Annotated in this window: 24 protein-coding genes; 10 read left to right on the plus strand and 14 right to left on the minus strand. The window is 59.4% G+C overall.

Annotated elements, in window-relative coordinates; genetic code table 11:
- Positions 1-140: 140 nt before the first annotated feature.
- Positions 141-812 carry a gamma-glutamylcyclotransferase gene (locus tag AC6I8F_RS08425; RefSeq protein WP_021508695.1) on the plus strand — a complete coding sequence of 224 codons (672 nt, stop codon included), beginning with the start codon at positions 141-143 and terminating at the stop codon, positions 810-812.
- A 2-nt stretch (positions 813-814) separates the two neighbouring features.
- On the opposite strand, the gene AC6I8F_RS08430 is transcribed toward AC6I8F_RS08425, so the two are convergent.
- The 8 genes from AC6I8F_RS08430 to AC6I8F_RS08465 all read right to left on the minus strand — a co-directional run bounded on the left by AC6I8F_RS08430 (position 815) and on the right by AC6I8F_RS08465 (position 9,813).
- On the minus strand, positions 815-2,230 hold the full coding sequence (locus tag AC6I8F_RS08430) for a serine/threonine protein kinase (RefSeq protein WP_498028730.1): 1,416 nt from the start codon (positions 2,228-2,230) through the stop codon (positions 815-817).
- 66 nt (positions 2,231-2,296) lie between these two features.
- Complete coding sequence (locus AC6I8F_RS08435) at positions 2,297-3,247, minus strand: hypothetical protein (RefSeq protein WP_058757494.1); 951 nt, start codon at positions 3,245-3,247, stop codon at positions 2,297-2,299.
- 14 nt (positions 3,248-3,261) lie between these two features.
- Positions 3,262-4,038 (minus strand): PP2C family protein-serine/threonine phosphatase, encoded by a 777-nt coding sequence (locus tag AC6I8F_RS08440; protein ID WP_136548312.1) that lies wholly within the window; start codon positions 4,036-4,038, stop codon positions 3,262-3,264.
- On the minus strand, positions 4,035-5,165 hold the full coding sequence (gene tagH, locus AC6I8F_RS08445) for a type VI secretion system-associated FHA domain protein TagH (protein ID WP_498028731.1): 1,131 nt from the start codon (positions 5,163-5,165) through the stop codon (positions 4,035-4,037). Before tagH ends, AC6I8F_RS08440 begins: the two co-directional genes overlap by 4 nt.
- Positions 5,166-5,198: 33 nt before the next feature.
- Positions 5,199-5,897 carry a type VI secretion system-associated protein TagF gene (gene tagF / locus AC6I8F_RS08450; RefSeq protein ID WP_058771215.1) on the minus strand — a complete coding sequence of 233 codons (699 nt, stop codon included), beginning with the start codon at positions 5,895-5,897 and terminating at the stop codon, positions 5,199-5,201.
- 13 nt (positions 5,898-5,910) lie between these two features.
- Positions 5,911-8,025, minus strand: coding sequence for a type VI secretion system membrane subunit TssM (gene tssM, locus AC6I8F_RS08455; protein ID WP_058774570.1), 2,115 nt, complete (start codon positions 8,023-8,025; stop codon positions 5,911-5,913).
- Complete coding sequence (gene icmH, locus AC6I8F_RS08460; protein ID WP_498028732.1) at positions 8,025-9,236, minus strand: type IVB secretion system protein IcmH/DotU; 1,212 nt, start codon at positions 9,234-9,236, stop codon at positions 8,025-8,027. The genes tssM and icmH overlap by 1 nt, the downstream gene beginning before the upstream one ends.
- A gap of 85 nt (positions 9,237-9,321) precedes the next feature.
- Positions 9,322-9,813 carry a hypothetical protein gene (locus AC6I8F_RS08465; RefSeq protein ID WP_021509952.1) on the minus strand — a complete coding sequence of 164 codons (492 nt, stop codon included), beginning with the start codon at positions 9,811-9,813 and terminating at the stop codon, positions 9,322-9,324.
- Between the two features lie 641 nt (positions 9,814-10,454).
- On the opposite strand from AC6I8F_RS08465, the gene flhB reads away from it, so the two are divergent.
- From flhB to flhE, 3 genes are read left to right on the plus strand one after another with little or no spacing between them, the layout of a single operon-like run.
- Positions 10,455-11,606, plus strand: coding sequence for a flagellar biosynthesis protein FlhB (gene flhB, locus AC6I8F_RS08470; protein WP_021509953.1), 1,152 nt, complete (start codon positions 10,455-10,457; stop codon positions 11,604-11,606).
- A complete protein-coding gene (flhA, locus tag AC6I8F_RS08475) occupies positions 11,599-13,686 on the plus strand; it encodes a flagellar biosynthesis protein FlhA (protein WP_021509954.1) in 2,088 nt (695 codons plus the stop codon). The genes flhB and flhA overlap by 8 nt, the downstream gene beginning before the upstream one ends.
- 11 nt (positions 13,687-13,697) lie before the next feature.
- The gene (gene flhE / locus AC6I8F_RS08480) at positions 13,698-14,093 is read left to right on the plus strand and encodes a flagellar protein FlhE (protein ID WP_262264729.1); all 396 of its coding nucleotides are present in this window, start codon (positions 13,698-13,700) and stop codon (positions 14,091-14,093) included.
- 50 nt (positions 14,094-14,143) lie between these two features.
- Here flhE and argS read toward each other — a convergent pair whose 3' ends face one another.
- Entirely contained in the window at positions 14,144-15,874 is a 1,731-nt protein-coding gene (gene argS / locus AC6I8F_RS08485) for an arginine--tRNA ligase (RefSeq protein WP_031280190.1), read from the minus strand.
- 166 nt (positions 15,875-16,040) lie between these two features.
- On the minus strand, positions 16,041-16,163 hold the full coding sequence (locus tag AC6I8F_RS08490) for a hypothetical protein (RefSeq protein ID WP_007889544.1): 123 nt from the start codon (positions 16,161-16,163) through the stop codon (positions 16,041-16,043).
- A 313-nt stretch (positions 16,164-16,476) separates the two neighbouring features.
- Between AC6I8F_RS08490 and AC6I8F_RS08495 the strand changes: the two genes are divergently transcribed.
- Positions 16,477-17,037 (plus strand): VOC family protein, encoded by a 561-nt coding sequence (locus tag AC6I8F_RS08495; RefSeq protein WP_058757503.1) that lies wholly within the window; start codon positions 16,477-16,479, stop codon positions 17,035-17,037.
- On the opposite strand, the gene AC6I8F_RS08500 is transcribed toward AC6I8F_RS08495, so the two are convergent.
- Positions 17,034-18,173, minus strand: a complete 1,140-nt coding sequence (locus AC6I8F_RS08500; protein ID WP_278708211.1) for a MalY/PatB family protein — start codon at positions 18,171-18,173, stop codon at positions 17,034-17,036. The genes AC6I8F_RS08495 and AC6I8F_RS08500 overlap by 4 nt on opposite strands.
- 85 nt (positions 18,174-18,258) lie before the next feature.
- Between AC6I8F_RS08500 and cutC the strand changes: the two genes are divergently transcribed.
- From cutC to AC6I8F_RS08515, 3 genes are all read left to right on the plus strand, one after another.
- On the plus strand, positions 18,259-19,011 hold the full coding sequence (gene cutC, locus AC6I8F_RS08505) for a copper homeostasis protein CutC (RefSeq protein WP_021509959.1): 753 nt from the start codon (positions 18,259-18,261) through the stop codon (positions 19,009-19,011).
- A gap of 168 nt (positions 19,012-19,179) precedes the next feature.
- Positions 19,180-20,028 carry a hypothetical protein gene (locus AC6I8F_RS08510; protein WP_088517807.1) on the plus strand — a complete coding sequence of 283 codons (849 nt, stop codon included), beginning with the start codon at positions 19,180-19,182 and terminating at the stop codon, positions 20,026-20,028.
- Positions 20,029-20,073: 45 nt separating this feature from the next.
- Positions 20,074-20,694, plus strand: coding sequence for a LysE family translocator (locus tag AC6I8F_RS08515; protein WP_058757506.1), 621 nt, complete (start codon positions 20,074-20,076; stop codon positions 20,692-20,694).
- Positions 20,695-20,697: 3 nt separating this feature from the next.
- On the opposite strand, the gene cmoB is transcribed toward AC6I8F_RS08515, so the two are convergent.
- The 3 genes from cmoB to AC6I8F_RS08530 form a co-directional block, all read right to left on the minus strand.
- Positions 20,698-21,666: a tRNA 5-methoxyuridine(34)/uridine 5-oxyacetic acid(34) synthase CmoB gene (gene cmoB, locus AC6I8F_RS08520; protein ID WP_498028733.1), complete on the minus strand. Its 969-nt coding sequence runs from the start codon at positions 21,664-21,666 to the stop codon at positions 20,698-20,700.
- The gene (gene cmoA / locus AC6I8F_RS08525) at positions 21,663-22,391 is read right to left on the minus strand and encodes a carboxy-S-adenosyl-L-methionine synthase CmoA (protein WP_058757507.1); all 729 of its coding nucleotides are present in this window, start codon (positions 22,389-22,391) and stop codon (positions 21,663-21,665) included. Before cmoA ends, cmoB begins: the two co-directional genes overlap by 4 nt.
- Positions 22,392-22,469: 78 nt before the next feature.
- The gene (locus AC6I8F_RS08530; protein WP_058757508.1) at positions 22,470-23,291 is read right to left on the minus strand and encodes a DUF72 domain-containing protein; all 822 of its coding nucleotides are present in this window, start codon (positions 23,289-23,291) and stop codon (positions 22,470-22,472) included.
- A gap of 230 nt (positions 23,292-23,521) precedes the next feature.
- Here AC6I8F_RS08530 and aspS point away from each other — a divergent pair, with 230 nt between their 5' ends.
- Together aspS and nudB are read left to right on the plus strand one after the other, a co-directional pair.
- The gene (gene aspS / locus AC6I8F_RS08535) at positions 23,522-25,303 is read left to right on the plus strand and encodes an aspartate--tRNA ligase (RefSeq protein ID WP_058757509.1); all 1,782 of its coding nucleotides are present in this window, start codon (positions 23,522-23,524) and stop codon (positions 25,301-25,303) included.
- The gene (nudB, locus tag AC6I8F_RS08540; RefSeq protein WP_058771222.1) at positions 25,303-25,734 is read left to right on the plus strand and encodes a dihydroneopterin triphosphate diphosphatase; all 432 of its coding nucleotides are present in this window, start codon (positions 25,303-25,305) and stop codon (positions 25,732-25,734) included. Before aspS ends, nudB begins: the two co-directional genes overlap by 1 nt.
- Positions 25,735-25,917: the final 183 nt, after the last annotated feature.

Below are 25,917 nucleotides of genomic sequence, written 5' to 3' on the forward strand. Positions count from 1 at the left end.
GTGATCGGGGTCAATCTTGAAACGTTTATGGCAAATGCATTACTGTCTTGTCTTAAGTCGACGCCGCGGGCGCCGCCTGTAAAATCGCAGATTCAGGGAGCCATAACGACAGGAAGGTCAGCGCAGTAGAGGAGATCGCAGTGTTAACCCGGGAATTCTTACTAAAAGCGGATTGCAAAACTTCATTTGGTGATATTGACGAAGCGCTGCTGTGGAGCTGTGAGAAGCGCGCGGCGTCGCTCTGCGCCACGCTTGCCTGTCGTCCCGATCAAAGCCCGGTGTGGATCTTCGGCTACGGTTCCCTGATGTGGAACCCGGTTTTTGAAGCGGAAGAGGTGGCGACCGGACGGCTTGAGGGCTGGCATCGTGCCTTTTGCCTGCGGCTGACCGCCGGACGCGGCACCGTTGCCGCACCAGGACGGATGCTGGCGCTGAAAGAGGGCGGTTCTACCAGCGGTCTGGCGTTTCGCCTGCCGGAAGCGCGCCTGCATGAAGAGCTTGAACTGCTGTGGAAACGGGAAATGATCACCGGCTGCTATCTGCCCACCTGGTGTGAACTGACGCTGGAGGATGGCCGCACGGTTACGGCGCTGGTGTTTATCATGGATCCGCGTCATCCGCTGTATGAAGCCGACTCCTGCCGCAGCACCATTGCTCCGCTGATCGCTCAGGCTAGCGGTCCGCTCGGCAGCAACGCGCAGTATCTGTTTTCGCTGGAACAGGAGCTGGGCAAACGCGGCATGCAGGAAGAAGCGTTAACGCGCCTTGCGGCCGAAGTGCGCGCGCTGCAGCAGAGCGCCGCGCGCGGCTAACCTCAATTACCCGGATTAATCAGCCAGGTGCCCGGCTGGTTAATCGTCAGCATCTGGCTGCGCACCTGGCTGCCGTGATGCACTTCAATACGATAGCTGCCTGCCGCCAGATTCAGCGAGGCGAAACCGCTGCTGGCGGGTTTCACATCCTTCGCTTCGCCGTTCAGCACGATATTTTCCCCTGCCTGCAACTGCAGATAAACCGTCGCCATGGTTGGTGCGCTGCTGGCGGGCGCGCTGCCCGCTGAGGGTGTTGCCGCCGGGGCGTTGCTGGCCGCCACCGGCGGTGCGTCGCTCGGGCGATTGGCTTTCCACACTACGACCACCACGGCAAGCAACGCCACGGCAGCGGCAGCGAGCAGGGCGGGCGACAGACGGCGCACATTGCGTGGCGTCACCGGTTCAATCGCGGCTGCAGCATGATTAACCGCCATTACCTGCGGTTCCGGCACGGCCGCTACCGGCTCGGGCACGGGCTGGCTCTCCGCGGTTACCGGGAAGGTCGTCACCAGCGCTTCGACATCGCTCACCGGCAGATCGATCAGCCGGGCAAAAGCATCAATACTCTGTGGCCGGTCTTCCGGCTTCATCGCCAGCGCGCAGTCGATCGCGTGCAGCAGCGGCAGCGAATACCCCTCAGGCTTGCGCTCCACCAGCGGCTGGTAGTTATCTTCAATGCAGCGCACCACGCTGACCGGCGGCGCGTGGCCGGTGATCAGCGTATGCAGCACCGCGCCCAGCGCGTAAATATCGGTCCAGGGTCCCTGTTCGACTTCTCCCTCTTCGCTGTACTGCTCAATTGGCGCGAAGCCCGGCTTGAGCATGATCTCGGTTTCATCCGACAGGTTGCCAATCTCTTTGCGCGCCGAGCCAAAGTCGAGCAGCACCGGCAGCTGGTTTTCCTGAATCTGAATGTTATCGAGCGAAATATCACGATGCAGGTAACCGGCGGTGTGAATGGTGTTGATGGCACCAAACAGCGGCGGTAATAGACGGCGAATCCACGCTTCGTCAATGCTGTCCGGGCTGGTGAGCTGCCACTCTTTCAGCGTCATGCCGCTGTAGTAGAGCGTGCCCATGTAAGCCGTGCCGTTCTCTTCCCAGAAGCGCAGGACGTGCAGCAGACCGGGATGATTGAAGCGCGCCAGCAGCCGTGCCTCCTGAATAAAGCTGTTGCGTCCGGCATTAAACAGTTTCTGGAAGCGCTCGCCGCGCAGTTCCAGCGCCAGATCCGCACCGCGTACCGCCAGCGACACCGGCATGTACTCTTTGATGGCGATGGTGCGTTCCAGCTGATGATCCCAGGCGCGATAGACAATGCCAAAGCCGCCGCCGCCGATCACTTCCTTGATTTCAAACTCGTTAAACCGGTAGCCCGCAGGCAGGGCATTGGGGGTATGATTTTCGTTTGCCGACATAGTGAGCTCTCTGAACACGTCCTGTAGCGCCCCGTCACGCCGGTGACGGCGGGCAACAACCGCTAATTAATTAATGTTACGCCAGGCACCAATTGCCGGATCGGCCAGATCGGCGTGCAGGGTGTCAATCAGTAACACAGTCACTTTTTGCTGTGGCATAAACTGCGGCGACCAGATGCCGCGTAAGCTATCAACCCGCGATTTCACCGCTTCGCTATCCGTGCCGGTGTTTTTATCCATTTTAATCAGCAGCGTGCCGCTGAAACGCCAGACGTGCTGCTGAGCATCAAACGGCAGCACCAGCCAGCTATCACTGGCATCGGGCCGCGTGACAATCATGCGCTGTTTGTTCACCGCTACCACCTCCAGCGGCGTGCGGGTCAGCGTAAGATCGGCGATGGGATAACCCTGCAGGAAGGTTACCGTCTGGCTGCGCGTTTTGCCGTCACTCAGCAGCGTCATCGCCGCCGGACCTTCCAGCCAGCCCTCGGTTGAGCAATGCTGCTGCGGGTTCTCAGGGATAAACAGCGAACCGCCGTTTTCATCCCACCAGGTACGGAAATGGCAGCCGCCGGGCAGGGCGAAGTGCTGCAGCGGCGTGCTGTCGGCCGGACGCGATAAATCCAGCGGCGCCGCGGTATTTGCGCTGGCGCTGGCGGTTGCGTCGTTGAGGATGATCGGCCGCCAGTTCTGCAGTTTTGCCGCGCTGCCGTTAGCCAGCACGCTGCCCTCTTTGCTGGTCATCTGCCAGGGGATCTCATCCAGCAGGCCGCACTGGTTCGCCAGCAGCGTACCGACGCGCGGCAGGAAGCTGGTAAGAATGCTGGTGTCGCTGCTTTTACCGGACACGATGCGCAGCGGCAGCGTCTCTTTACACCAGTCGTCGGGCGCATTACTGGCAACGTTATCGATATAGACTTCCAGCGACAGGCTGGGCGAGTAGACCACCCGGTAATCTTCCGCCTGCGCATTCAGGGCCAGTAACAGGGCGGCAACGCCCGGCAACCACAGTTTCATAATGATCCTTGCAATCAATAACGTGACGGCAGAAAACGTGCCGCATCAGCCTGGGAATAAAGCAGCGTCGCGTCCTGCGGTTCGCCAATCCAGATTGCCAGAGCGCTGAGATTGTCGCTTTTAACACTGCGGTTTACGGCCTGTTCCATCAATGCCAGCCACTCTTCGCAGGCGTTCACCATGCGCAGTGCCTGTTCCATTTCGTCGGTGGTGAGGTTGAGCCAGAAGCCGTCGGTACAGACCAGAAATGCGTCACCATCGGTCAGCTCAATCACCTCGCTGAAGGTGGCCGGTCGGGCCGGCTCAATACCCAGCGCATTATAAAGTAAATTACTGTTAATGCCGGTATTTTCATAGCCGGCTTCGCACAGCTGCTGCGCCAGACTGTGGTCACGCGTCACCTGATGCAGCACCCCGTGGCGGAAGTGATAAACCCGGCTATCACCGGCGTGAGCCCACCATGCGCGCTGCGTTGTGCGGTCAATAAACAGGGCGGCAAGGGTGGTGCTCATGCGTGAAAAATTCGGATTGTTCCCCTGGGCGCTGACCAGCGTTTGCTGACACTTCTCAATCGCCGCGCGCGTACTCTCCGGCGTGAACGTGTCGCTTTGCTGCAGCTGCGTCAGCAGGGTATCGCGTACCAGCTGGGCGGCATAATCGCCGCCGGGCAGACCGGCCACGCCGTCGCACACCAGAAAACAGGCTTTTTGTTCATCGACTTCGGCACCGGTGCGATCCTGGTTTTCGTCACGCATACCCTGCTGGCAGCGGCTGGCAAACTTCATCTTCATGCGTCTTCGGTCCGCGTCTGGGAATCTTTGTACTGATTCACTTCCATGTCGTAGGCATGCAGAAAGGCTTCACCAAACAGGGTGTGGAAGTCATCTTCAATCTCGCCCGCGGTGCGCTGATAGTGACGGAGAAAATAGTCCCACAGCGCCGCTTTGCGTCCGCCGCTGAACGGCATCTTAGGCAGCACGCCGTCTTTGCACGCTTCCTCTTCCAGACGCTGCGGATTAAACGACTGCAGCATCGCGGCAATGATGGCGCGAATGCCGGCAATCATCCCCAGCTGATGCGCCTGTAAATCCACCAGCGCATCGCGCACCGCCGCTTCCGGCGGCATAAAGCCAGGCATCTGGCTCTGGTACATCTGCATCAGCACGGTTTTGCCGGAGGGCAGAATTTTAAACGGGTTGTTGGCTTCGTTAAGGATCATCGTCATGTCGGCTTTCACGCCGCGCTTGAGGATGGAGCGCGAAGAGAGCAGGGCAACCGTACCCTGCGAAAACAGGCTGAGCATGCGGCCGGTGACGCGCATCTGCTCTTCGGTGATCGGCGTCTGGTGACCATTATTCAGGCCCATACCTTCCAGTAGCGCGGCGATCAGTTTGTCCTGATCGGCGTCTGCCAGCACGGCTGGCATCACGGGCGCATCGCTTTGCGGATCGATCGCCAGGCGCGCGTCCGGGCGGCGTTCGTGACGCGGACTGTCGCTCTGCGGCAGGACTTCCGGTTCCGGCACGTTTTCGTCCTGCTGCATACCCAGCGGATCGGCGGCGCTGTCAGCAAAAAACGCCAGCGGATCATCCTGCGGTGCGTTCTGACACGCCGGGTCGCGCACTTCCAGGCCATATTCGCCAATCTGCAGCGTATCGCCGTGGCGCAGCCGCACCTGCGAGCCGCGTTGTAGCGCCACGCCGTTCAGCACCACCGAAGTGACGCTGCCCTGGTTGGTCAGGCGGCACTCGCCGTCTGGCGACAGGTGCACCAGCGCCTGCAGGCGCGAGATAGCGCGCGATTCGTCGGGCAGCACCAGGTCGTTATCCTGGCTGCGGCCGATAGTCCCGCCAGGCGGGCTAAACGCGACGGTTTTGGCGGGCACATCCGTATTGCACTGCACAATGGTAAATTGCATGAGTCATCCCGTTAACAAGGCAAGCGCACTGGCCTACTCAAACATCGGTGGATAGAGGCCATTACGTCCCGGCTGGGCACCCGCCGCCGGGTTAAACAATAACGAAAAAAGTTGCGCGGTGAGCGGGCCACTGTGTTTATGCGTGGCGTGGGCAAAGCCGTCACTGCGATTACTCCACCAGTAGCTAATGTGCTGTTGGGGATCAAAACGGTCGGCCACTTCACGCCAGCTCAGGGTGCAGGGCAAATCGTCAAAACCAATCACATCCATGATGTCACTGCGCTGCTTATCCGGCAGCAGCAGCGGAGCCAGCTGCTGAATCTGCGTCTCCAGCGCGTCCGGGCTGTGGCGATCGCGCACCGCCTGCCACAGCAGCGCGCCGAGTTCCTGATACCAGTCGCCGGAGATCGCCAGTTGTGAAGCATGCCACGCGCTGAGCGGAATGCTGTGCAGCGCCAGCAGCGGCCACGCACGGCCGACGCGATCGCACGAGGGCAGCAGACAGCCCAGCTGCACCTGCTGGCGCAGCGGCGATAGCGGCAGGACAAAATTCCATACCGGCGCGCGTAAAAACTGTTGCGTACTGGCCTCTTCCTGCTGATGCCAGTGGATTAAGCCTTGTTGAAACCAGTGGCTCCACGGCGTCACCGTGGCTTCACTGAGCCGCTGGCGCAGAAAATCACCGGTGGCCGGTAATTTGCCATACCAGCCCGGCGCGGTGTAACTCGCCATGGTTACCTCACCATTACTCACTGTGTCCGGTCAATCGCTGCGATACGGTGTGTGGCGCAACCGCCAGCATACGGCCATTCTGACCGGCATTTTTCAGATTTTCCGCAAGCTTACGCATCATCAGCGCATTGTCGCGCGCATAAGGCGAAGACTGAATCTGCTGATCGAGCAGCTGGCTCAGGTGCCAGTCAAGCTGCTGCAGATCGCGCGCGCTGACGTTGTCCGGCAGCGTGCGCTGCAGATTTTGCATCAGCCAGCCGCGCAGAAATTCGCCGTCGTAGTTACGCGGCTGATACAGCATCTGATAAGCGCGCAGCGCATTGCGGCTGTAGTCATTGTCGGTGCCGGGATCGTCACGCAGCAGGTTGGTAATTTGCTGGGCCACGCGCGGCAGCAGTAAAGACTTAAGCGCATTTTGATAAAGCACCCATGCGGCATCGCTCACCTGGTTACCTCGATACAGTCCAGCGCGCATGGTAAGCGGTGGATTGTCGAGAGAAAAATGCGCCGACAGCGGCAGTTTCACCAGGTTATTTAAGAAGGGTAGCAGATCAAAAATATTATCGGCTGGCTGATGAATAACCTGCTGACTTTGCGCGGTAATCGGCCCGATACGCGCCGCGACCTGATCGAGATAACGCTGATTCTGCACGTAGCTGGTGAGCCACAAACCGGAGAGTAGCACCAACGCGCCGGTGAGCGCGCCGTAACCGATCCAGTGCAGCAGCCGGTTACGATACTCCCAGTGACGGTTGCTGCCGGCAAGGCCGCTTTCGCGGAACACCAGGTCGCTTAACAGGTCGCGAATAAAGAAGCTCTGGCCTTTGGTACCCGGAATCGGATTGCTGCGGTTAACGCTGTCCCACGCGGCAAGGCTCGACTCGCCGGTGTGCGGCAGCTGTAGCTTGCGGTTGAGTTCGCCCATGATGCGGTCAAACGGCAGGCCTTCCTGGGTACCGCTGGTGAAGAACAGCCCGCGCGCAGACCAGGCAATCTCATCCTCATGGCGGGAAAACACCACGTCGAGATATTCGTTGAGTAACGGACGCAGTGAACTGAACTCCTGCGGGAACAGGAAGCTGTCGGCGCGCTGGGTGAGATCGCGCTCGCCGGCCATCACGTCGGCCAGCTGCTGCTGCAGACGCTGCTCCAGCTGCTGAAAGCGCTCGCTAAAGCTGCGGTGCCAGTCATCTTTATGCGGCTTGCCCGGTTCCCACGGGAAGGTGAAGCCCCAGATGGCATCGCGCTGTGGCTTACTCAGGTTGCCGTAAAAGCTCATAAACCCTTTCAGCAGGTCGGTTTTGGTGACCATTACATACACCGGGAAATGAATGCCGGTTTGCTGATGCAGCTCGACCATGCGGCTGCGCAGCGCGCTGGCCTGGGCGTGACGTGCCTCGGCGGAGTCGGTCAGCAGGTCGGCCACGCTGATGGTCATGATCACGCCGTTGATCGGCTGGCGCGTGCGGTAGCGCTTAAGCAGTTTTATGAAGTTGTGCCACTCGGCGCCGTCGCGCGCGCGCTGGCTCTCCTGCAGTGCGTAACGGCCCGCGGTGTCGATTAAGACTGCGCTGTCGGTGAACCACCAGTCGCAGTGACGCGTGCCGCCGACGCCGCGTACCGCCTCTTTGCCGAGGCTGTCAGTTAACGGAAACTCCAGGCCAGCATTCAGCAGCGCGGTGGTTTTACCGGCACCGGGCGCGCCAATCATCACGTACCACGGCAGTTGATAAAGATAGTGACTCTGAAAACGCGCCAGCCAGCTTTTCTGATGCCGGCGACCAAACTGGGTGCGTTTCAGCCGCAGCGCCGCTTCGCTGAAGCGCTGGGTCAGCAGCGTCTCGGTCGCCTGGCGATCGGACGCTTCTTCGTGACTCATCTCCTGCAGGCGATTGAGCAGCTTGCTGTTAAACCAGCCGCGCCAGATGGCAGGAATAAACTGGAACAGCACCCAGCAGAAATAGAGCAGGCCGACCGCCAGCTGGCGCGGGAATACCGGCTCCAGTGGACGGGTGTCACCCCAGCTCCACAGCGGACCGAGCATCCACAGCACGCAGCTCAGTGCCGTGACGCCAATCAGGCCCCACAGCAGGCGATGGGTTAACAGATGTTGGAGTGATGCGCGCATCACTGGCCTCCCTGATGGTTGCCGAGGGTTTCCGGTGCCGCAAACAGGGTGATCTCCACCCGGCGATTGCGGGCGCGGTTTTCATTGCTGTCATTGGGTAAGAGCGGATTGCTGTCACCGCGGCCTTCGGCTTTAACGCTGTGACCGTCCGCCAGCTGCGTATTCAGCAGTTGCGTAACGGCACGGGCGCGGGCGAAGGAGAATTCATAGCTGGAGGCGAAACGGCCATCCACCGGACGATTATCGGTATAGACCGATACCAGCACCGTGCCTTTTACCGTCTTCATCGCGCTGGCCACGTGCGCCAGCAGCGCGCGGCCAACCTGGTTTACCACCGTACCGTCCGGCGCAAACAGCTTGTCCGCAGGGATGATCACTTTGCTGCCAAAGGCACCATCGCTCACTTCCAGCTGGCCTGCGGCAATCACGTCGTTAAGACGCTGATGCAGATCGAGCAGCGCCTGCGGTGAGGTGGGGCGGCGGCCCGGCATGATTTGCGGCAGCGGGGTTTGATAGATGGCGCGCAGCAGCGGTTCGGCCGCATTGCCCAGCCGCCAGTTGAGCCCGCTGTAGACCAGACAGGCAATCAGCGTGGCCAGCGTGACGCAGGCCCACAGTGGCACCATCGGTCGCGTCAGGGTGCTGACCAGCGGATGCACTTCCACCAGCGGCGCGCGCGGTGGTGCCGCCGGTCGGGTTTCCGCGATCAGCTGCGCCAGCCGTTTACGGATGCCTTCACACTGCGCGCGTCCCCTGTCGCTGCCGCGATAGCGCCCTTCGTAGCCAAGCAGCAGGCAGTAGTGAATCACTTCCAGCAGCCATAAATGCTGCTGCGGGCTTTGCGACACGCGCGACAGCAGCTGGAACACTTTTTCGCCGCCCCAGCTTTCGTTATGAAAGGTCACCAGCATGCCATTGCCGGACCAGACGCCGCGCGTGCCCCAGGGAGTTTGCGCCGCCGCTTCGTCCAGCACGCTACACAGGCAGTAGCGTGCACCGATGATCATCTCAAATGGCAAACCCGCCTGCTTGCAGCGTTGCTCGAACTGGCGGATCTCTTCAATCAGCAGCTGACGCAGGCCGGCGGGATCGTCGTGCGTCGCCGCCTGCCGTATACGCACGACGGCATTCAGAATCGGGGCTGCGGCATTCAGCAAAAGGTTATCGTTGCCCGCGACAATGCCATCGCGGGCAAGGGAGTCCTGAGTCATTAAATCTCAATTATCCTGGCAATAACGGAACGGTTAGCCCGCAAAGCAGCGGTGTGCTGCGGGCAATATGCGCCGGATTGCATCATCAGTCTAAGATCCAGGTCGCGGTATCATTGGTGCGGCATGCTTTACTGGCGCCGCCCACGGCCACGCAGACCTGTTTAGTACGACGGGGACGCGGCCGGTCGCTGCGCAGCGTGGCATCATAGCGGCTGCTCTCCACGCCAGCTTTGGGGGGCACGTAGCCAATCAGCTGACCGCTGGGTTCTTCTGCAATCGCCAGCCAGTTGTGCTCGACGCGACCCAGCACCTCAAAGGTTTGGGCGTTATCCAGATAACGGACCACTTTGCCGCCGTAATCCGGCAGGGTCATCACAGAGGCGGCATACAGCGCGCGAAAGCTCTCATTCACCGGGGTAAATTCACCGGGTGCTGCCACTGCATGACGATGAACCAGTTTTACGCCGTTCACTTCGCTGGTGACCAGGGTGTCATCCGTCACGGGCGGTGGAGGCGCTTTACATCCCGCCAGCGTTAAAGCCGCCAGCAGCGTTAGCAAGAGACTCTTATTCACCATGATCCTCAAATTTTCATCAGTATCGCTGCAGAGTTGTATCCGGCACGCACTTAGCGGGCGGGCAGATTATGCAGTGAGAAGGCCACTAAAAAACAGTCAAATTACAGAAAGATAGTGCTGACTTAAGTCTACCTAAGACTTTTGAGAATTCAAACCATTGCACCGCGGCAAATCCCGTGCTACCGGGCGAAAAAACGCCTTAACGGCACCCCACGATCGTTCTGGCTGGGACGATAGATAAGCTGCATTAATTTATTTGCGTAAGCAAGCGCGGCTGGCGTGCGGCGCGACATTTGCCCCTTGATGGTGCTTAGGGGAATTGGTAAATAAGATTTATCTATTTTTTCAGATAAAAAAAGATTGCGCGGCGAAACAATTTTATGATTTTCGGAATTTCCGGGCGCAGCCGTGTCATTAACCCAGCCAGTCCGGCACGGCTTTTGCTTGGCTGCGCCACTTAATCCGTAATGAGCAGCAAAGGTCGCGGAACCGTGCGCTGGTGATTGGCCCGCATCAGGTTAGCGCAGGGCCTGATTTCACTTATGGCTAAATAAACCCATCTTTTTCTCGCTTAATCCGCGCTTTAGACCCGAAGGGTTTTGGCATCCTATGCTCAGAATTCCTGCCAGCTGAGGTATGTCGTGGCTGAAGAGAGCAACGAGGACAAAACAGAATCGCCCACCCCCCACCGACTTGAGAAAGCACGGCAGGAGGGGCAGATTCCGCGTTCGCGCGAGCTGACTTCGGTACTGATGCTGCTGGCCGGGCTGCTGATCATCTGGCTGGGCGGCCACAATATGGCGCAACGGCTGGCCAGCATGGTGGCCACCGGCTTCCGCTTTGACCACGGCATGGTCAACGACGATAAAATTATCGTCTCGCACATCGGCAACCTGGTGATGCAGGCGGTGATCGCGCTGCTGCCGCTGATGGCCGGGCTGGTGATCGTGGCCATCGCCGCGCCGATGATTCTGGGCGGAATCAACATCAGCGGAAAATCCATCAAATTCGATTTCAAAAAGCTCAACCCGTTACCGGGTATTGCGCGCATGTTTTCCGGTCAGACGTGGGCGGAACTGGTGAAGGCAATCCTCAAAGCGGTGCTGGTGGCGCTGGTGGCCGGCTGGTATCTGTGGAGTCACTGGCAGGAGATGCTGCGCCTGATGAGCGAATCGCCGGTGAATGCGCTGCAGCATGGCCTGTCGATGACCGCCATCAGCTGTGCGCTGGTGATGCTGGGACTGATCCCGATGGTTGGCTTTGACGTGTTCTGGCAGCTCTACAGCTACTTCAAAAAGCTGCGCATGACGCGCCAGGAAATTCGCGATGAACACAAGCAGAACGAGGGCGATCCGCACGTTAAAGGGCGTATCCGCCAGGCGATGCGTGCCGCCGCCCGCCGCCGCATGATGGCCGACGTACCGAAGGCGGACGTCATCGTGACTAACCCGACGCACTACTCGGTGGCGCTGCAGTATCAGGAAGGCAAGATGAGTGCGCCGAAAGTGATTGCCAAAGGCGCCGGTGACATTGCTCTGCGCATTCGTGAAATCGCAAAAGAGCATCGCGTACCGATTCTGGAAGCGCCGCCGCTGGCGCGTGCGCTCTATCGTCATACGGAAATTGGCCAGTTTATTCCCGGCGCGCTCTATGCCGCCGTGGCAGAAGTGCTGGCGTGGGTCTGGCAGCTGCGACGCTGGAAGCGCGAAGGCGGCCTGATTCCAAACAAACCAAAACATCTGCCGGTCCCGGCAGAGATGGACTTTGCAGGAGAGAACACCAACCATGGCTAATCTGGCCGAAAAGCTGCGTTTACCGGGCAATTTTAAAGACACGCAATGGCAGGTGCTGGCTGGTCCGGTGCTGATCATGCTGATCCTGTCAATGATGGTATTGCCGCTGCCGGCGTTCATCCTTGACCTGCTGTTTACCTTCAACATTGCGCTGTCCATCATGGTGCTGCTGGTGGCGATGTTCACCCAGCGCACGCTGGAATTCGCTGCCTTCCCGACCATTTTGCTGTTCTCAACGCTGCTGCGTCTGGCGCTGAACGTCGCCTCAACGCGTATCATCCTGCTGGAAGGGCATACGGGTGCTGATGCCGCCGGGCGCGTGGTTGAAGCCTTTGGTCACTTCCTCGTGGGCGGTAATTTCGCCATTGGTATCGTGGTGTTCATCATCCTCGTAATCATCAACTTCATGGTCATCACCAAAGGTGCCGGACGTATCGCCGAAGTGGGCGCGCGTTTCGTGCTGGATGGTATGCCCGGCAAGCAGATGGCGATCGATGCCGATTTGAACGCCGGCCTGATTGGTGAAGACGAAGCCAAACGCCGGCGCACCGAGGTGACCCAGGAAGCAGATTTCTACGGCTCAATGGATGGTGCCAGTAAGTTTGTGCGCGGCGACGCCATCGCCGGCATCCTGATCATGGTGATTAACGTGATCGGCGGCCTGCTGGTGGGCGTGGTGCAGCACGGTATGGATCTCGGCCACGCCGGGGAAACCTATACGCTGCTGACCATCGGTGACGGCCTGGTGGCGCAGATTCCGGCGCTGGTGATCTCGACCGCTGCCGGTGTCATCGTTACCCGCGTCAGCACCGATCAGGACGTCGGCGAACAGATGGTGGGCCAGCTGTTTAACAATCCGCGCGTGCTGATGCTGAGCGCCGGCGTGATTGGCCTGCTGGGCCTGGTGCCCGGCATGCCGAACTTTGTGTTCCTGCTGTTCACCGCGGCGCTGCTCGGCCTGGCCTGGTGGCTGCGCGGCCGCGAAATGCAGCCGAAGAAGCAAAGTGAAGCCTCCAGCGTGGTGAAAACGCAGGAGACGCCGGCCACGGTCGAAGCCTCGTGGACCGACGTCCAGCTGGAAGATTCGCTTGGCATGGAAGTGGGCTATCGCCTGATTCCGATGGTCGATCATCTGCAAAACGGCGAGCTGCTCGGGCGTATCCGCAGTATCCGTAAAAAGGTGGCGCAGGAGGTTGGCTTCCTGCCACCGGTGGTGCACATTCGTGACAACATGGAGCTGCCGCCGGCGCGCTATCGCATCCTGATGAAGGGCGTGGAGATTGGCAGCGGCGATGCTTATCCGGGACGCTGGATGGCGATCAACCCGGGCACGGCGGCGGGCACGCTGCCGGGTGAAGCGACGGTGGACCCGGCGTTTGGGCTCGCGGCCATCTGGATCGACAGCGCGCTGAAAGAGCAGGCACAGATTCAGGGCTACACTGTAGTGGAAGCCAGTACCGTGGTGGCGACCCACCTTAATCACCTGATCGGCCAGTACGCCAGCGAGCTGTTTGGGCGTCAGGAAGCGCAGCAGCTGCTGGACCGCGTCACCCAGGAGATGCCAAAGCTGACGGAAGATCTGGTGCCGGGCGTGATTACCCTGACCACGCTGCACAAAGTGCTGCAAAATCTGCTGACCGAGCGCGTCTCGATCCGCGACATGCGCACCATTATCGAAACGCTGGCCGAACATGCGCCGGTGCAGAACGATCCGCAGGAACTGACCAGCGTGGTACGCGTCGCGCTGGGCCGCGCGATTACCCAGCAGTGGTTCCCGGGCAACGGCGAAGTGCAGGTGATTGGACTGGATGCCACACTGGAGCGTCTGCTGCTGCAGGCGCTGCAGGGCGGTGGCGGTCTGGAACCGGGTCTTGCCGATCGACTGCTGATGCAGGCGCAGGCCGCGCTGCAGCAGCAGGAGATGACCGGTGCGCCGCCGGTGCTGCTGGTTAATCATCCGCTGCGGGCGCTGCTGGCGCGCTTCCTGCGCCGTAACCTGCCGCAGCTGGTGGTGCTGTCCAATATGGAACTGACCGATAACCGGCAGATCCGCATGACTGCTACCATAGGCGGCAAATAATGCGAGGCGTGATGCTCTCATGGCTGCTGGCAGCGCTGCTGGCGCTGCCGCTAACGGGCAAAGCCGCCAGCGGTGCGTGGCAGGCCAGCGCCAGCGGCCCGAGCCTTGGCGTGCGCGGCAACTGGCTGCTGTCGCCGGCGCTTAAAGCGCCCTCGGCGGCTGCAGGGACTATTTCGCTGGTGAACTGGCGCTACACGCTGAGCCGCCCGGCGCCATCCGGTCTGGTGGTGCGGCTGTGCGCCAGCCAGCGCTGCGTGGAGCTGGACGGCGCCAGCGGCAGCACACGCGGCCTCGCCAACGTGGCAGCCGATGAAACGCTGCATCTGGCTTTCGGATTTCAGGGGCAGGGCGCGTTGCCGCCCGGCCTGCGGGTGGTGAGCAGTGAAGTGATGGTCAATTACCAATAGCAAATAGCCAATAGCCAATAAAAAACCCGCCGCAGCGGGTTTTTTTAGGCTTACATTCGCTCGACGGTTTTGATGCCCAGCGTATCCAGCCCCTGCTTCAGGGTTTTCGCTGTCAGCGCAGCCAGCTGCAGGCGACTATTGCGTACGTTTTCCTCTTCCGCGGAGAGAATCGGGCAGTGCTCATAGAAGCCCGAGAACAGACCGGCGAGATCGTACAGATAAGCACACATCACGTGCGGGGTGCCATCGCGCGCGACCTGGGTGATCGTCTCTTCAAACTGCAGCAGACGGGTCGCCAGCAGCGCTTCGCGCTCGTCAGTCAGGATGATATCACCGTGCAGGCTGTCTGCCTCAATGCCCGCTTTACGGAATACCGAGAGCACACGCGTGTAGGCATACTGCATGTACGGCGCGGTGTTGCCTTCAAACGCCAGCATGTTGTCCCAGTCGAAGATGTAATCGGTGGTGCGGCTTTTCGACAGGTCGGCGTATTTCACCGCGCCAATACCGACCACTTCCGCCAGCTCTTTCAGCTCTGCCGCGCTCATCTCCGGATTCTTCTCGCTCACCAGCGCATGGGCGCGCTCAACGGCTTCATCCAGCAGATCGGAGAGTTTGATGGTGCCACCGCTGCGTGTCTTAAACGGACGGCCATCTTTACCCAGCATCATGCCGAACGCATGGTGCTCCAGCGGCACTGACTCCGGCACGTAGCCCGCTTTGCGCACGATGGTCCACGCCTGCTGCAGATGCTGATGCTGGCGGGAATCGATGTAGTACAGCACGCGATCGGCATGCAGCGTTTCGTAGCGATATTTGGCGCAGGCGATATCGGTGGTGGTGTAGAGATAGCCGCCATCCTTCTTCTGGATGATCACGCCCATCGGTTCACCTTCCTTGTTTTTAAACTCATCAAGGAAGACCACGGTGGCGCCTTCGCTGGTCACTGCCAGCCCTTTTTCGCGCAGATCGGCGACGATGCCCGGCAGCATGTCGTTATACAGGCTTTCACCCATCACATCCTTACGCGTCAGGGTGACGTTAAGGCGGTCATACACCTGCTGGTTCTGACTCATGGTGATATCCACCAGCTTTTTCCACATGGCGCGGCAATATTCGTCGCCACCCTGCAGTTTCACCACGTAACCGCGGGCGCGCTCGGCGAAGGCTTCGTCTTCGTCATAGGTGCGTTTCGCTTCGCGGTAGAAGGCTTCAAGGTCAGCCAGCGCGATATCTTCATGGTGCTCGTTCTGCTGCTTCTCCAGATAGGCGATCAGCATGCCAAACTGTGTGCCCCAGTCACCGACGTGGTTAGCGCGGATGACGTGATGACCGAGAAACTCCTGGGTGCGCACTGCGGCATCACCGATGATGGTGGATCGCACGTGACCGACGTGCATCTCTTTCGCCACGTTAGGCGCCGAGTAGTCAATCACGATAGTCTGAGGTGTCACTTCGCTGACGCCCAGGCGTGGCAGCTGCAGCGCCTGCGCGGCCTGCTGTGCCAGCCACTGGCGGTCGAGGAAGATGTTGATAAAGCCGGGACCGGCGATGTCGACTTTGCTGGCGATGCCAGCCAGATCCAGATGCTGAACTACCTGCTCAGCCAGCTGGCGCGGCACCTGACCGAGCTTTTTCGCCACGGCCATGATACCGTTCGCCTGGTAATCGCCGAACTGCACTTTTGCAGACTGACGAACCTGCGGTTCGCAATCGGCCGGTGCGCCTGCCGCCACCATCGCCTGACTGACTTTATCGGAAAGAAGAGCCTGAATATTCACCGCGTTACCTTCATATGCTGAAAAGGCCCGCCAGCTGAGGGCGAGCCGATGTCGTCATCCCGCGTGCGTGTCGGGACGGAAAAAATAAGAGGGGAAGTATACGTGAAATGTTTGGGTGCGTCAGCAATCGGTTATGGCTGCCGGTGGACGCAGGCCCGCGCGCCGGTTAACGGCGGCGCGGGTGGCGACGGGGATTTTTAACGCTTTTGTCTTCACGCACCTTCCAGTGGCGGGAAATTGCAAATCCCATCAAGGCTATCAGGACCGCGACAACAATGAGCATAGACATAGGGCCATTCCTTGTAGTTGTGAAACCCAAATTTATAAGAAAGGGTCAGCTACTGCAATTGATTGACGGGTAAATAAGAGTTATCTCATTGTATTAACTATTGTTAATAATAACAGTTGGTTAAGGCACTTTTATAAAGTAACGTGTGGACCTGATTACGCGATTAATCCGAAAGAGAGGGGCGATTTATGCGGTTTTTGAAGGTTTCTGGCGTGAAATCGGATGAATCCGAGCATTTTGTCAAGCGAAAGCTGCGGCAGCCCTGTTTTTTTATTGATTAAAAGATCTGAACTGAGTTTGAGGTATTTAACGTATGAATCTGGATTTTCCTTCAGAACTGAGTGACTTAAAACAAGACCTGTCCCGATTTGAACAGGCTTTGCAACACTTTGCGGCACGCCTCGGCCTTGACCTCACGCAGCATGAGGCGGACCACGTGGCGGTGCGCTGTCACCAGTTCGCCACGGCAGAACGCTGGAAAGCCGGGTTACTGCAAATCGGCGAGCAGTTTTCCGAAGCGATGATTAATGGACGGCCGATCTGCCTGTTTAAGCTGCATCAGCCGCTGCGCATCGCGGGCTGGCAGGTGGATGTGATCGAGCTGCCGTGGCCCGGTGAGAAGCTGTATCGCCATGAAGGCTGGGAGCATGTGGAAATTGTGTTGCGCGGCGAGCCGGAAACGCTGGGCATGCGTGCGATGGCGTTGCTGGCAGACGAGGCGCTGACGCAGCCGGGCATCGCGTTTAAAACCAGCACGCCGCAGGGCGAAAATGAACGTCTGCCCAATCCGACCTTAGCGGTGACGGACGGGCAAACTACCATCAAGTTTCATCCGTGGCGGCTGGAGGAGATCGTTGCCAGCGAACAGGCTTAGCGCCGTGCTGCCACCGCCTGCAGCAGGCGCGATACCGCCTGCTGCAGGGTGGCGTGCGTGCAGCCAAAGTTGAAGCGCACGAAGCGATCGTCGCCGAAATCACGGCCCGGCGAGAAACCGAGACCGTGTTTTTCGAAATACAGCGCCGGGCTGGCGACATCCAGCTGGCTGGCGTCAATCCAGCCGAGGTAGCTGGCCTCTGGCGCAACCATGCTGAGTTCCGGCAGCGCATTCACCTGCTGCACCAGCCAGTCGCGATTGGCGCGCAGGTAAGCCAGCTGGTCCGCCAGCCATGCATCACCGCCGCGCCATGCGGCTTCCGCCGCTACCAGCGCCAGAATATCCACGCCCGGTACGATGCCTTCACGCACCTGCTTAAAGCGTTTCCGCAGTTCGGGATGAGGGATAATGGCCATGGACGCACCCAGCCCGGCGATGTTGAAGGTTTTAGACGGCGAAATCAGGGTAATGCTGCGCTGGGCGGCGTCTTCGCTCAGCGAGGCAAACGGAATGTGCTGTACGCCAGGCGTCAACAGCAGGTCACAATGGATTTCATCGGAGCACACCAGCAAATCGTGGCGTTGGGCAAAGGCCAGCTGCGCCTCCAGTTCATCACGGCGGTAGACGGTGCCGCCCGGATTCTGCGGATTGCACAGCATGAGCAGGCGCTCGTTGCCCTGCATCTGGCTGTCATCCAGCTGCATCACCCAGCGTTCCTGCTGCAACTGCAATGGCAGATTGACCTGAGCGCGCTGCGCCAGCCGCGCCGCCGCGCGAAACGGCGGATAAATCGGCGTCGGTGCCACGGTGCTTTGCGACGACTCGGTAAATGCCCGGACCGATAAATTCAGTCCGCTCACCACGCCCGGCAGCAACACAATCCATTCCGGCTCAATCTGCCAGCCATAGCGCTGGGCTAAGCGGGAAATAGTGATATCAATCAAACCGTGCGGCGTCGCGCCGTAGCCGAAAACACCGTGGTCGGCACGCTGTTTAATGGCCTCAATGATGCACGGCGGCGAGCGAAAATCGGTGTCGGCAACCCACAAAGGCAGCACATCGCGATCACCATATTTGTGCCATTTCAAACTATCGCTGTGACGACGGTCTATCCCTTGATCAAAATCGAATGCCATAGTGCGCTTTCCACGTAAACTGTCTGAATGAGCAGACTAACTGATGCACTCCTCCCGAGCCAGCAGTCATGAAAAGGAGCAAGGTATGACGAAACTGGAAATTTGTTGCTATGGCATCGACTGCGCAATGACTGCGCAGGCGTCCGGTGCCGATCGCGTGGAGCTGTGCAGTGCTCCGCGTGAAGGCGGACTGACACCTTCGGCGGGTATGCTGGAAGCCGCACAACGTGAACTGACCATTCCGGTCCACCCGATCGTGCGGCCGCGCGGCGGCGATTTTTGTTACACCGCACGCGAATTTGAGGTGATGAAATCGGACGTGGCGCGCATCCGCGAGCTGGGTTTTCCTGGCCTGGTGATTGGCATGCTGGACGAAGATGCGCACGTCGACACGGTACGCATGCAGCAGATTATGGCGCTGTGCGACGGCATGGCGGTGACTTTCCATCGCGCCTTTGATTTGTGCCACAGCCCGAAGCGTTCGCTGGAGGTGCTGACTGATTTAGGGATCGCCCGCATTCTGACTTCCGGTCAGCAGCAGAGCGCTGAAACCGGAATTGCATTATTACGGGAACTAAATGAATACAGCACCGGTCCAATCATTATGGCAGGGGCAGGCGTGCGCCTCAGCAATCTGCAAAAGTTCCTCGACAGCGGATTGCAGGAAGTCCACAGCTCCGCCAGCCGTGCCGTCGCGTCACCGATGCGCTACCGTAAAGCCGGTGTCTCGATGTGTTCTGAAGCGGAAACCGATGAATTCAGCCGCTCCTGTGTCGATGGCGATGTCGTCGAAGCCATGAAGAGCATGATGCAGATGAGCGTTGACCGGGTCGCCTGACCCGTACCAATTTTGCCGCGCAGCACGCCGAAAACCTGACGTGATGTTTGCAAGTACCAAACCCCAGTTCCTTGCTGGGGTTCTTTTTGTCTGCCGCTTCGCCATGAATAGCGCATTGGTGAAAAAGATGCTTTGATTACTCTATGGCTTAACGCGCGGATAACGCTGATGAAATCCCTCCCTTATGCTGTTGTGATTCTGCTGTTCCCCGTTGCCGGCGCGGCGCTGGCCGCCAGCAGCACCTGCCCGCCGCTGAGCAAAAATATCACCAGCAGCAACAACTGGATTATGCTGGGCGGCGACGCCAAAGGCGCGGTGCGCCAGGTGGTGGCCGGGGAGTTTGGTAAAGACGTCAACTCGCAGAAGCGCGTGCTCGGGCAGTTTGACCAGTGCGGCGATCTGATGGTGGCTGACATCACCTATGACAAAAGCGAAGGTAACGTGGTGCTGAGCATGGAGCAGCATATCGCGCGCGTGCAGCGCGGCTGGGTGGCTGACTATGCTTATCTGGTTAAAGTGACCCGTGCGGGTAAAGAGGAAGTGGTGGATAACCGGCAGGGCACCATCAGCTGGCAGATGGGGCAACACGGCAACATCATCAGCGCCTCAGACAAATTTACCAGCATGGGGAAAGAGGGCTTTACCGATACCACTTACCGCTACGATAAACACTTCCGGCTGGAAAAAAGTATTGCGCGCGGCAGCGATGAACTGACTAACGGCGAGAATACCTGGCGCTGGAATCCGCAGGGGCTGGTGGTGGCATCCACCAGCGCGCGCAGCAAAGAGACCTATAGCTACGATAATCAGTGGCGTGAACTGCGGCTGCACGGCACCTCGACCACGCCGGTCAGCACTTTGCGATCGGTGGATGAGTGCCAGCTGTGGGACGAGGTGGGCAATTGCACGCTGAGCTATTTGCATGAGACCGAAGTGTTTGCCAAAGGCACCATTGAGCGGCATCTGAGTTCGGCCTACAAATATCAGTACTGGGATCGTCCGGCGACGGACAATTGATGCGCCGTCGCGTATGCTGTTCTGTGCACAACCCGGGAGCCCATCATGACACTGATTATTTCATTCCTTTTCGCCATTACCCTGCTTACGCTGACGCCCGGCTTCGATACCGCGCTGGTGCTGCGTTCAGCGGCTGCGCAGGGTTGGCAGCGTGCCTCAGCGACAGCATTGGGCGTTACGCTCGGCTGTCTGGTGTGGGGCGTGGCGGTCGGGCTGGGCTTAGGCGCGCTGCTGCTGGCTTCGGAAATGGCTTATAACCTGCTGAAAGGCATCGGTGCCGTGTACCTGCTGTATCTCGGCGTCAGACTGCTGCTTAACCCGCGCAGCACGGTGGCCAGCGGGCAGGAGGGGCAAAAGCGGGAAGAGCGCTATCTGACCTGCTTCGCGCGTGGCCTGACCGGTAACCTGCTCAATCCCAAAGTCGGAGTTTTTTACGTCACTTTCCTGCCACAGTTTATCCCGGCCGGCGGCTCGGTGGCGCTGTGGTGCACGCTGATGGCGCTCACCCACATGGTGATTGGCTTAGTGTGGAACGCGGTATTGATTAGCGGCAGCCAGTACTTTGCTGGTCATCTGCGCCGTCCGGCAGTGTTAAAAGTGATGGATCGCCTGACCGGCTGCGTGTTTATTGGTTTCGCCGCGAAGCTGGCGCTGTCGCGGCGTTAAGCGTTACGGTTTGCGCGCCACCAGCACGGCACGCAGCGGGGCGGGATAGCTTTCAATCGTTTTGCTGCTGTCGTGCGAATCGAGGAACTCCGCCAGCGATTCGCTGGTCATCCAGTCGGTGCGACGCTGCTCTTCCACCGAGGTGATGGCGTAATCGGCGATGCGCACATCGACAAAACCACACTTCTCCAGCCAGTTTTTCAGCGCCGCTGCAGACGGAATAAAGTAAACGTTGCGCATCTGCGCATAGCGTTCACCCGGAACCAGCACCGCGTTTTCATCGCCTTCAATCACCAGCGTTTCCAGTACCAGTTCGCCGTCGCTGACCAGCTGATTTTTCAGCTGCAGCAGATGGTCGAGCGGCGAACGCCGGTGATAGAGCACGCCCATGGAGAACACGGTATCGAACGCCTGCAGCGCCGGTAGCTGCTCAATGCCCAGCGGCAGCAGATGTGCACGGCGATCGTCACCCAGCAGCTTACGCACCGCTTCGAACTGGCACAGGAACAGCTGCATCGGATCGATACCGACCACCAGCTGCGCGCCGGCACCAATCATACGCCACATGTGATAACCGCTGCCGCAGCCCACATCCAGTACGGTTCGACCGGCCAGCGAAGAGATATGCGGCAGCACGCGGTCCCACTTCCAGTCGGAGCGCCATTCTGTGTCGATGTCGCAGCCGTAGAGCGAAAACGGCCCTTTGCGCCACGGCATCAGGTTACGCAGCAGCTTTTCGATGCCGGCGCGCTGGCGATCGGTTAACGCGTCATGCTGCGCGCTGACGCTGTGCAGCAGATCGAGCTGCTGCGGCACCAGCAGCGGCAGATTGTCGACCGACTTCTCCCAGTTGCGAAAATGTCCGTGCAGGTTTTCACGCTGCCAGGCGGCGACCTGCGCCGGCAACACTTCCAGCCAGCTGGCGAGCGGGCCGGTGGCGATTTGCTGATAAAAACGGCCAAAATCAATCATTTCAACGCCACCAGTGAGCCAAAGTTAAAGCACTGGAACCACAATTCGGCATGGGCAAAGCCGGCGCTTTTCAGGCGGGCCTTATGCGTTTCCACGCTGTCCGTCAGCATCACGTTCTCCAGCATGCTGCGCTTCTGGCTGATCTCCAGCTCGCTGTAGCCGTTGGCGCGCTTAAAGTCGTGGTGCATGTTGAACAGCAGTTCGCCGACGTCGGCATCCTCAAAGCTGAACTTTTCCGACAGCACCAGCGCACCGCCCGGATTGAGGCCGGCGGCGATTTTCTGCAGTAGCGTCAGGCGCGCGTCCGGCTCAAGGAACTGCAGGGTAAAGTTGAGCACTACCAGTGAGGCGTTTTCGATGTGGATATCGCGGATATCCGCTTCCAGCACCTGCACCGGCGTAGCGGCGCGGAAGGCGTCGATGTGACGGCGGCAGCGTTCCACCATCGCCGGCGAATTATCGACGGCAATAATCTGGCAACCCGGTGCCTGAATATTGCGGCGCACCGCCAGCGTGGCCGCGCCCAGCGAGCAGCCGAGATCGTAAACCTGGCTGTTGGGCTGCACAAAGCGTTCTGCCAGCATGCCAATCATCGAAATGATGTTGGAGTAACCCGGCACCGAGCGCTGAATCATATCGGGAAAGACTTCAGCCACGCGCTCGTCAAAGGTCCAGTCGCCCAGTTTATCGATGGGCGCGGAGAATAGCGTATCGCGGTCAGACATAATGAATTATCCGGAGAGAAAACGGAAAGGGCGCTATTCTGGCAGAAACTGCCGCAGGCTGCACCCGTTTCCCTGCGTTTAGAACAGGCTGGATTGCTGTGGCCAGGCGGGGAGCGGGCGCAGCGTCGGCTCCAGCTGTTGCAGCTGCGGCCACAGCGCCTGCAGCAGCGGAAACACCGCGCCCATATCCGGCGTGTGGATGAACAGCAGCGGGTCGCTGTCGTGCTGCCAGTCCGCCAGTTTTTGCTGCCAGACATCAAACAGCGGCAGGCTCTCCTCCACGCTGTCGCTGCCGATAAAGCGCACCATCGGCTGACCGGCAGTGCGCACCGCGTGCGTCGGCACGCGCGGCTTTTGCGCGCGCGCATGCACGGCGGCCGGGCTGAGCGAGGCAGAGGCGTGCACCGGACGGCTGTCGAGAATCACCCGATTAACCCCGCGCTGATGCAGGCCGCGATTCAGCGCGCGCTCGGCCTCGCCTTTGGCAAAAAAGGCCGCATGGCGCACTTCAACGCCATAGTGAAAGCTGCGCGGCAGGCGATCGAGAAACGCCCATAAATCTGTCAGCTGCGCCGGTGAAAAGGCGGCGGGTAGCTGCAGCCAGTACTGACCGATGCGCTGGCTGAGCGGATCCAGCAGGCGCAGAAATTCATTCACCAGCTCATCGCAGTTCTTCAGCGCCGCTTTGTGGCTGATGGTGTCAGGAAATTTAAAGCAGAAGCGAAAGGCGTCGTCAGTCATGTCATACCATCGCTGCACCACTTCGGGTTTAGGCAGCGCGTAAAGCGTGGTGTTGCCTTCAACGCAGCCGAACAGCCGGGCGTAATCCGCCAGGGTTTCGATACCCAATACTTTCCAGTTGGCGTGCTGCCATTGTGGTAATCCAATACGAAGTGTCAAAACTGCTCCTGCCTGCTGTGGCGCGGAAAATGCGCCGTACGTTACGTGGTTTTGCCACGGGCAGGAACCGATCGCGCGGCAAAAGCTGACGATTTGTCCGCTTTGCGCGGGATCTGCTTATCCTGCCTGCCATTTTCCATTATAATAGCTGCCTTTTTTGCGGCAGCATCTCAGAAGGTTACGCGGCCTGATGCTGTCTGGCAGCAGCGGCGAAGTTAAAAGGATACGTTATGCGTACAGAATATTGCGGACAGCTCAATCTGTCTCATGTGGGTCAGCAAGTTACTCTCTGCGGCTGGGTCAATCGCCGTCGCGATCTCGGCAGCCTGATTTTTATCGATATGCGTGACCGCGAAGGCATCGCGCAGGTGTTTTTCGATGCCGATCATCAGCAGGCTTTCCAGCTGGCGTCTGAACTGCGTAATGAATTCTGTATCCAGATCACCGGTACCGTGCGTGCGCGTGAAGAGAAAAACCGCAACAGCGACATGGCCACCGGTGACATCGAAGTGTTCGCCCATGAGCTGAACATCATCAACCGCGCAGAACCGCTGCCGCTGGACTCTAACCAGACCAACAGCGAAGAAGCGCGTCTGACCTATCGCTACCTCGACCTGCGTCGTCCGGAAATGGCGCAGCGTCTGAAAACCCGTGCCAGAATTACCAGCTTCGTGCGCCGCTTTATGGACGGTGAAGGTTTCCTCGACATCGAAACCCCGATGCTGACCAAAGCCACGCCGGAAGGCGCGCGTGACTACCTGGTGCCGAGCCGGGTGCACAAAGGTAAATTCTACGCGCTGCCGCAGTCACCGCAGCTGTTCAAACAGCTGCTGATGATGTCTGGTTTTGACCGCTACTATCAGATCGTCAAATGCTTTCGTGATGAAGACCTGCGCGCAGACCGTCAGCCGGAGTTCACCCAGATCGACGTGGAAACCTCGTTCATGAGCGCTGAGCAGGTGCGCAGCGTGATGGAGCAGATGATCCGTGAGCTGTGGCTGGACATCAAAGGCGTCGACCTCGGTGACTTCCCGCAGATGACCTTCGCCGAAGCGATGAACCGTTACGGCTCCGATAAGCCAGACCTGCGTAACCCGATGGAGCTGGTGGACGTTGCTGACCTGCTGAAAAGCGTTGAATTCCAGGTGTTCGCCGGCCCGGCAAACGACCCGAAAGGGCGCGTCGCGGCGCTGCGCGTGCCGGGCGGTGCCGCGCTGACGCGTAAGCAAATCGACGAATACGGCAGCTTTGTTGGCATTTACGGTGCCAAAGGTCTGGCGTGGATGAAGATCAATGCGCGCGCCAGCGGTTTCGACGGCGTGCAGAGCCCGGTGGCCAAATTCCTGACGCCGGAGATCGTTGAAGCTATTCTGCAGCGTACCGACGCGCAGGACGGCGACCTGATCTTCTTCGGCGCCGACCGTGCCAAAGTGGTGGCGGATGCGCTGGGTGCACTGCGCCTGAAAGTGGGCCGTGATCTGCAAATCACCAATGATAAAGCCTGGGCTCCACTGTGGGTGGTCGACTTCCCGATGTTCGAAGAGGACGACGAGGGCGGCCTGGCGGCGATGCACCATCCGTTCACCTCGCCAAAAGCGCTGACGGCGGAACAGCTGGCGGCCGATCCGACGCAGGCGGTGGCTAACGCCTACGATATGGTGATCAACGGTTATGAAGTGGGCGGCGGTTCAGTGCGTATCCACAGCGGCAATATGCAGCAGACGGTGTTTAGCATTCTGGGCATCAGCGAAGAAGAGCAGCGTGAGAAGTTTGGCTTCCTGCTGGATGCGCTGAAGTTCGGTACCCCGCCGCATGCAGGTCTGGCATTCGGTCTTGACCGTCTTACCATGCTGCTGACCGGCACCGACAATATCCGCGATGTGATTGCGTTCCCGAAAACCACCGCGGCGGCCTGTCTGATGACCGAAGCGCCAAGCGAAGCCAACCCGGCGGCGCTGGCGGACCTCGGTATCCAGATCGCGCCGAAGAAAGTCACTCCAGAGACGAAATAATGGGCTATAAACACCCGGTATCGGTGCTGGTGGTGATTTTTGCGCAAGATACCGGCCGGGTGTTAATGCTGCAGCGGCGTGATGACCCCAGCTTCTGGCAGTCGGTTACCGGCAGCCTGGAGCCGGGCGAAACGCCGGCGCAAACGGCGCAGCGCGAAGTGGCTGAAGAGCTGGCGATTGATATCGCCGCAGAGGGGCTGGTGCTGGAAGATTGCCACAAACAGATTGAGTTTGAGATCTTTCCGCACTACCGCCATCGCTATGCGCCGGGCATCACGCATAACCGGGAACACTGGTTCCGGCTGGCGTTGCCCGCCGAACGCCAGCCACTGCTGAGCGAGCACCTCGCCGCCCAGTGGCTGACACCGGCCGCCGCCGCCGCACTAACCCGCTCGTGGAGTAATCGTCAGGCAATCGACGAATTTATCTGAATGCCCGCCACCGCGCGTTTTTCCGGTGGTTTTATCGTTAAATTACAGACATACGGTGTAAGTCGAAAGATTTGCACCGCTAAAATAGAACAGTCAGGCGTCATCGGCGCAGCAAGGTTGTTCACCGCCAGCGCACAGCAACCGGAGCGTACATGAGTACGTGAGGATTGCGCGCACTGCCGG

Source organism: gamma proteobacterium symbiont of Axiagastus rosmarus (assembly GCF_059730925.1).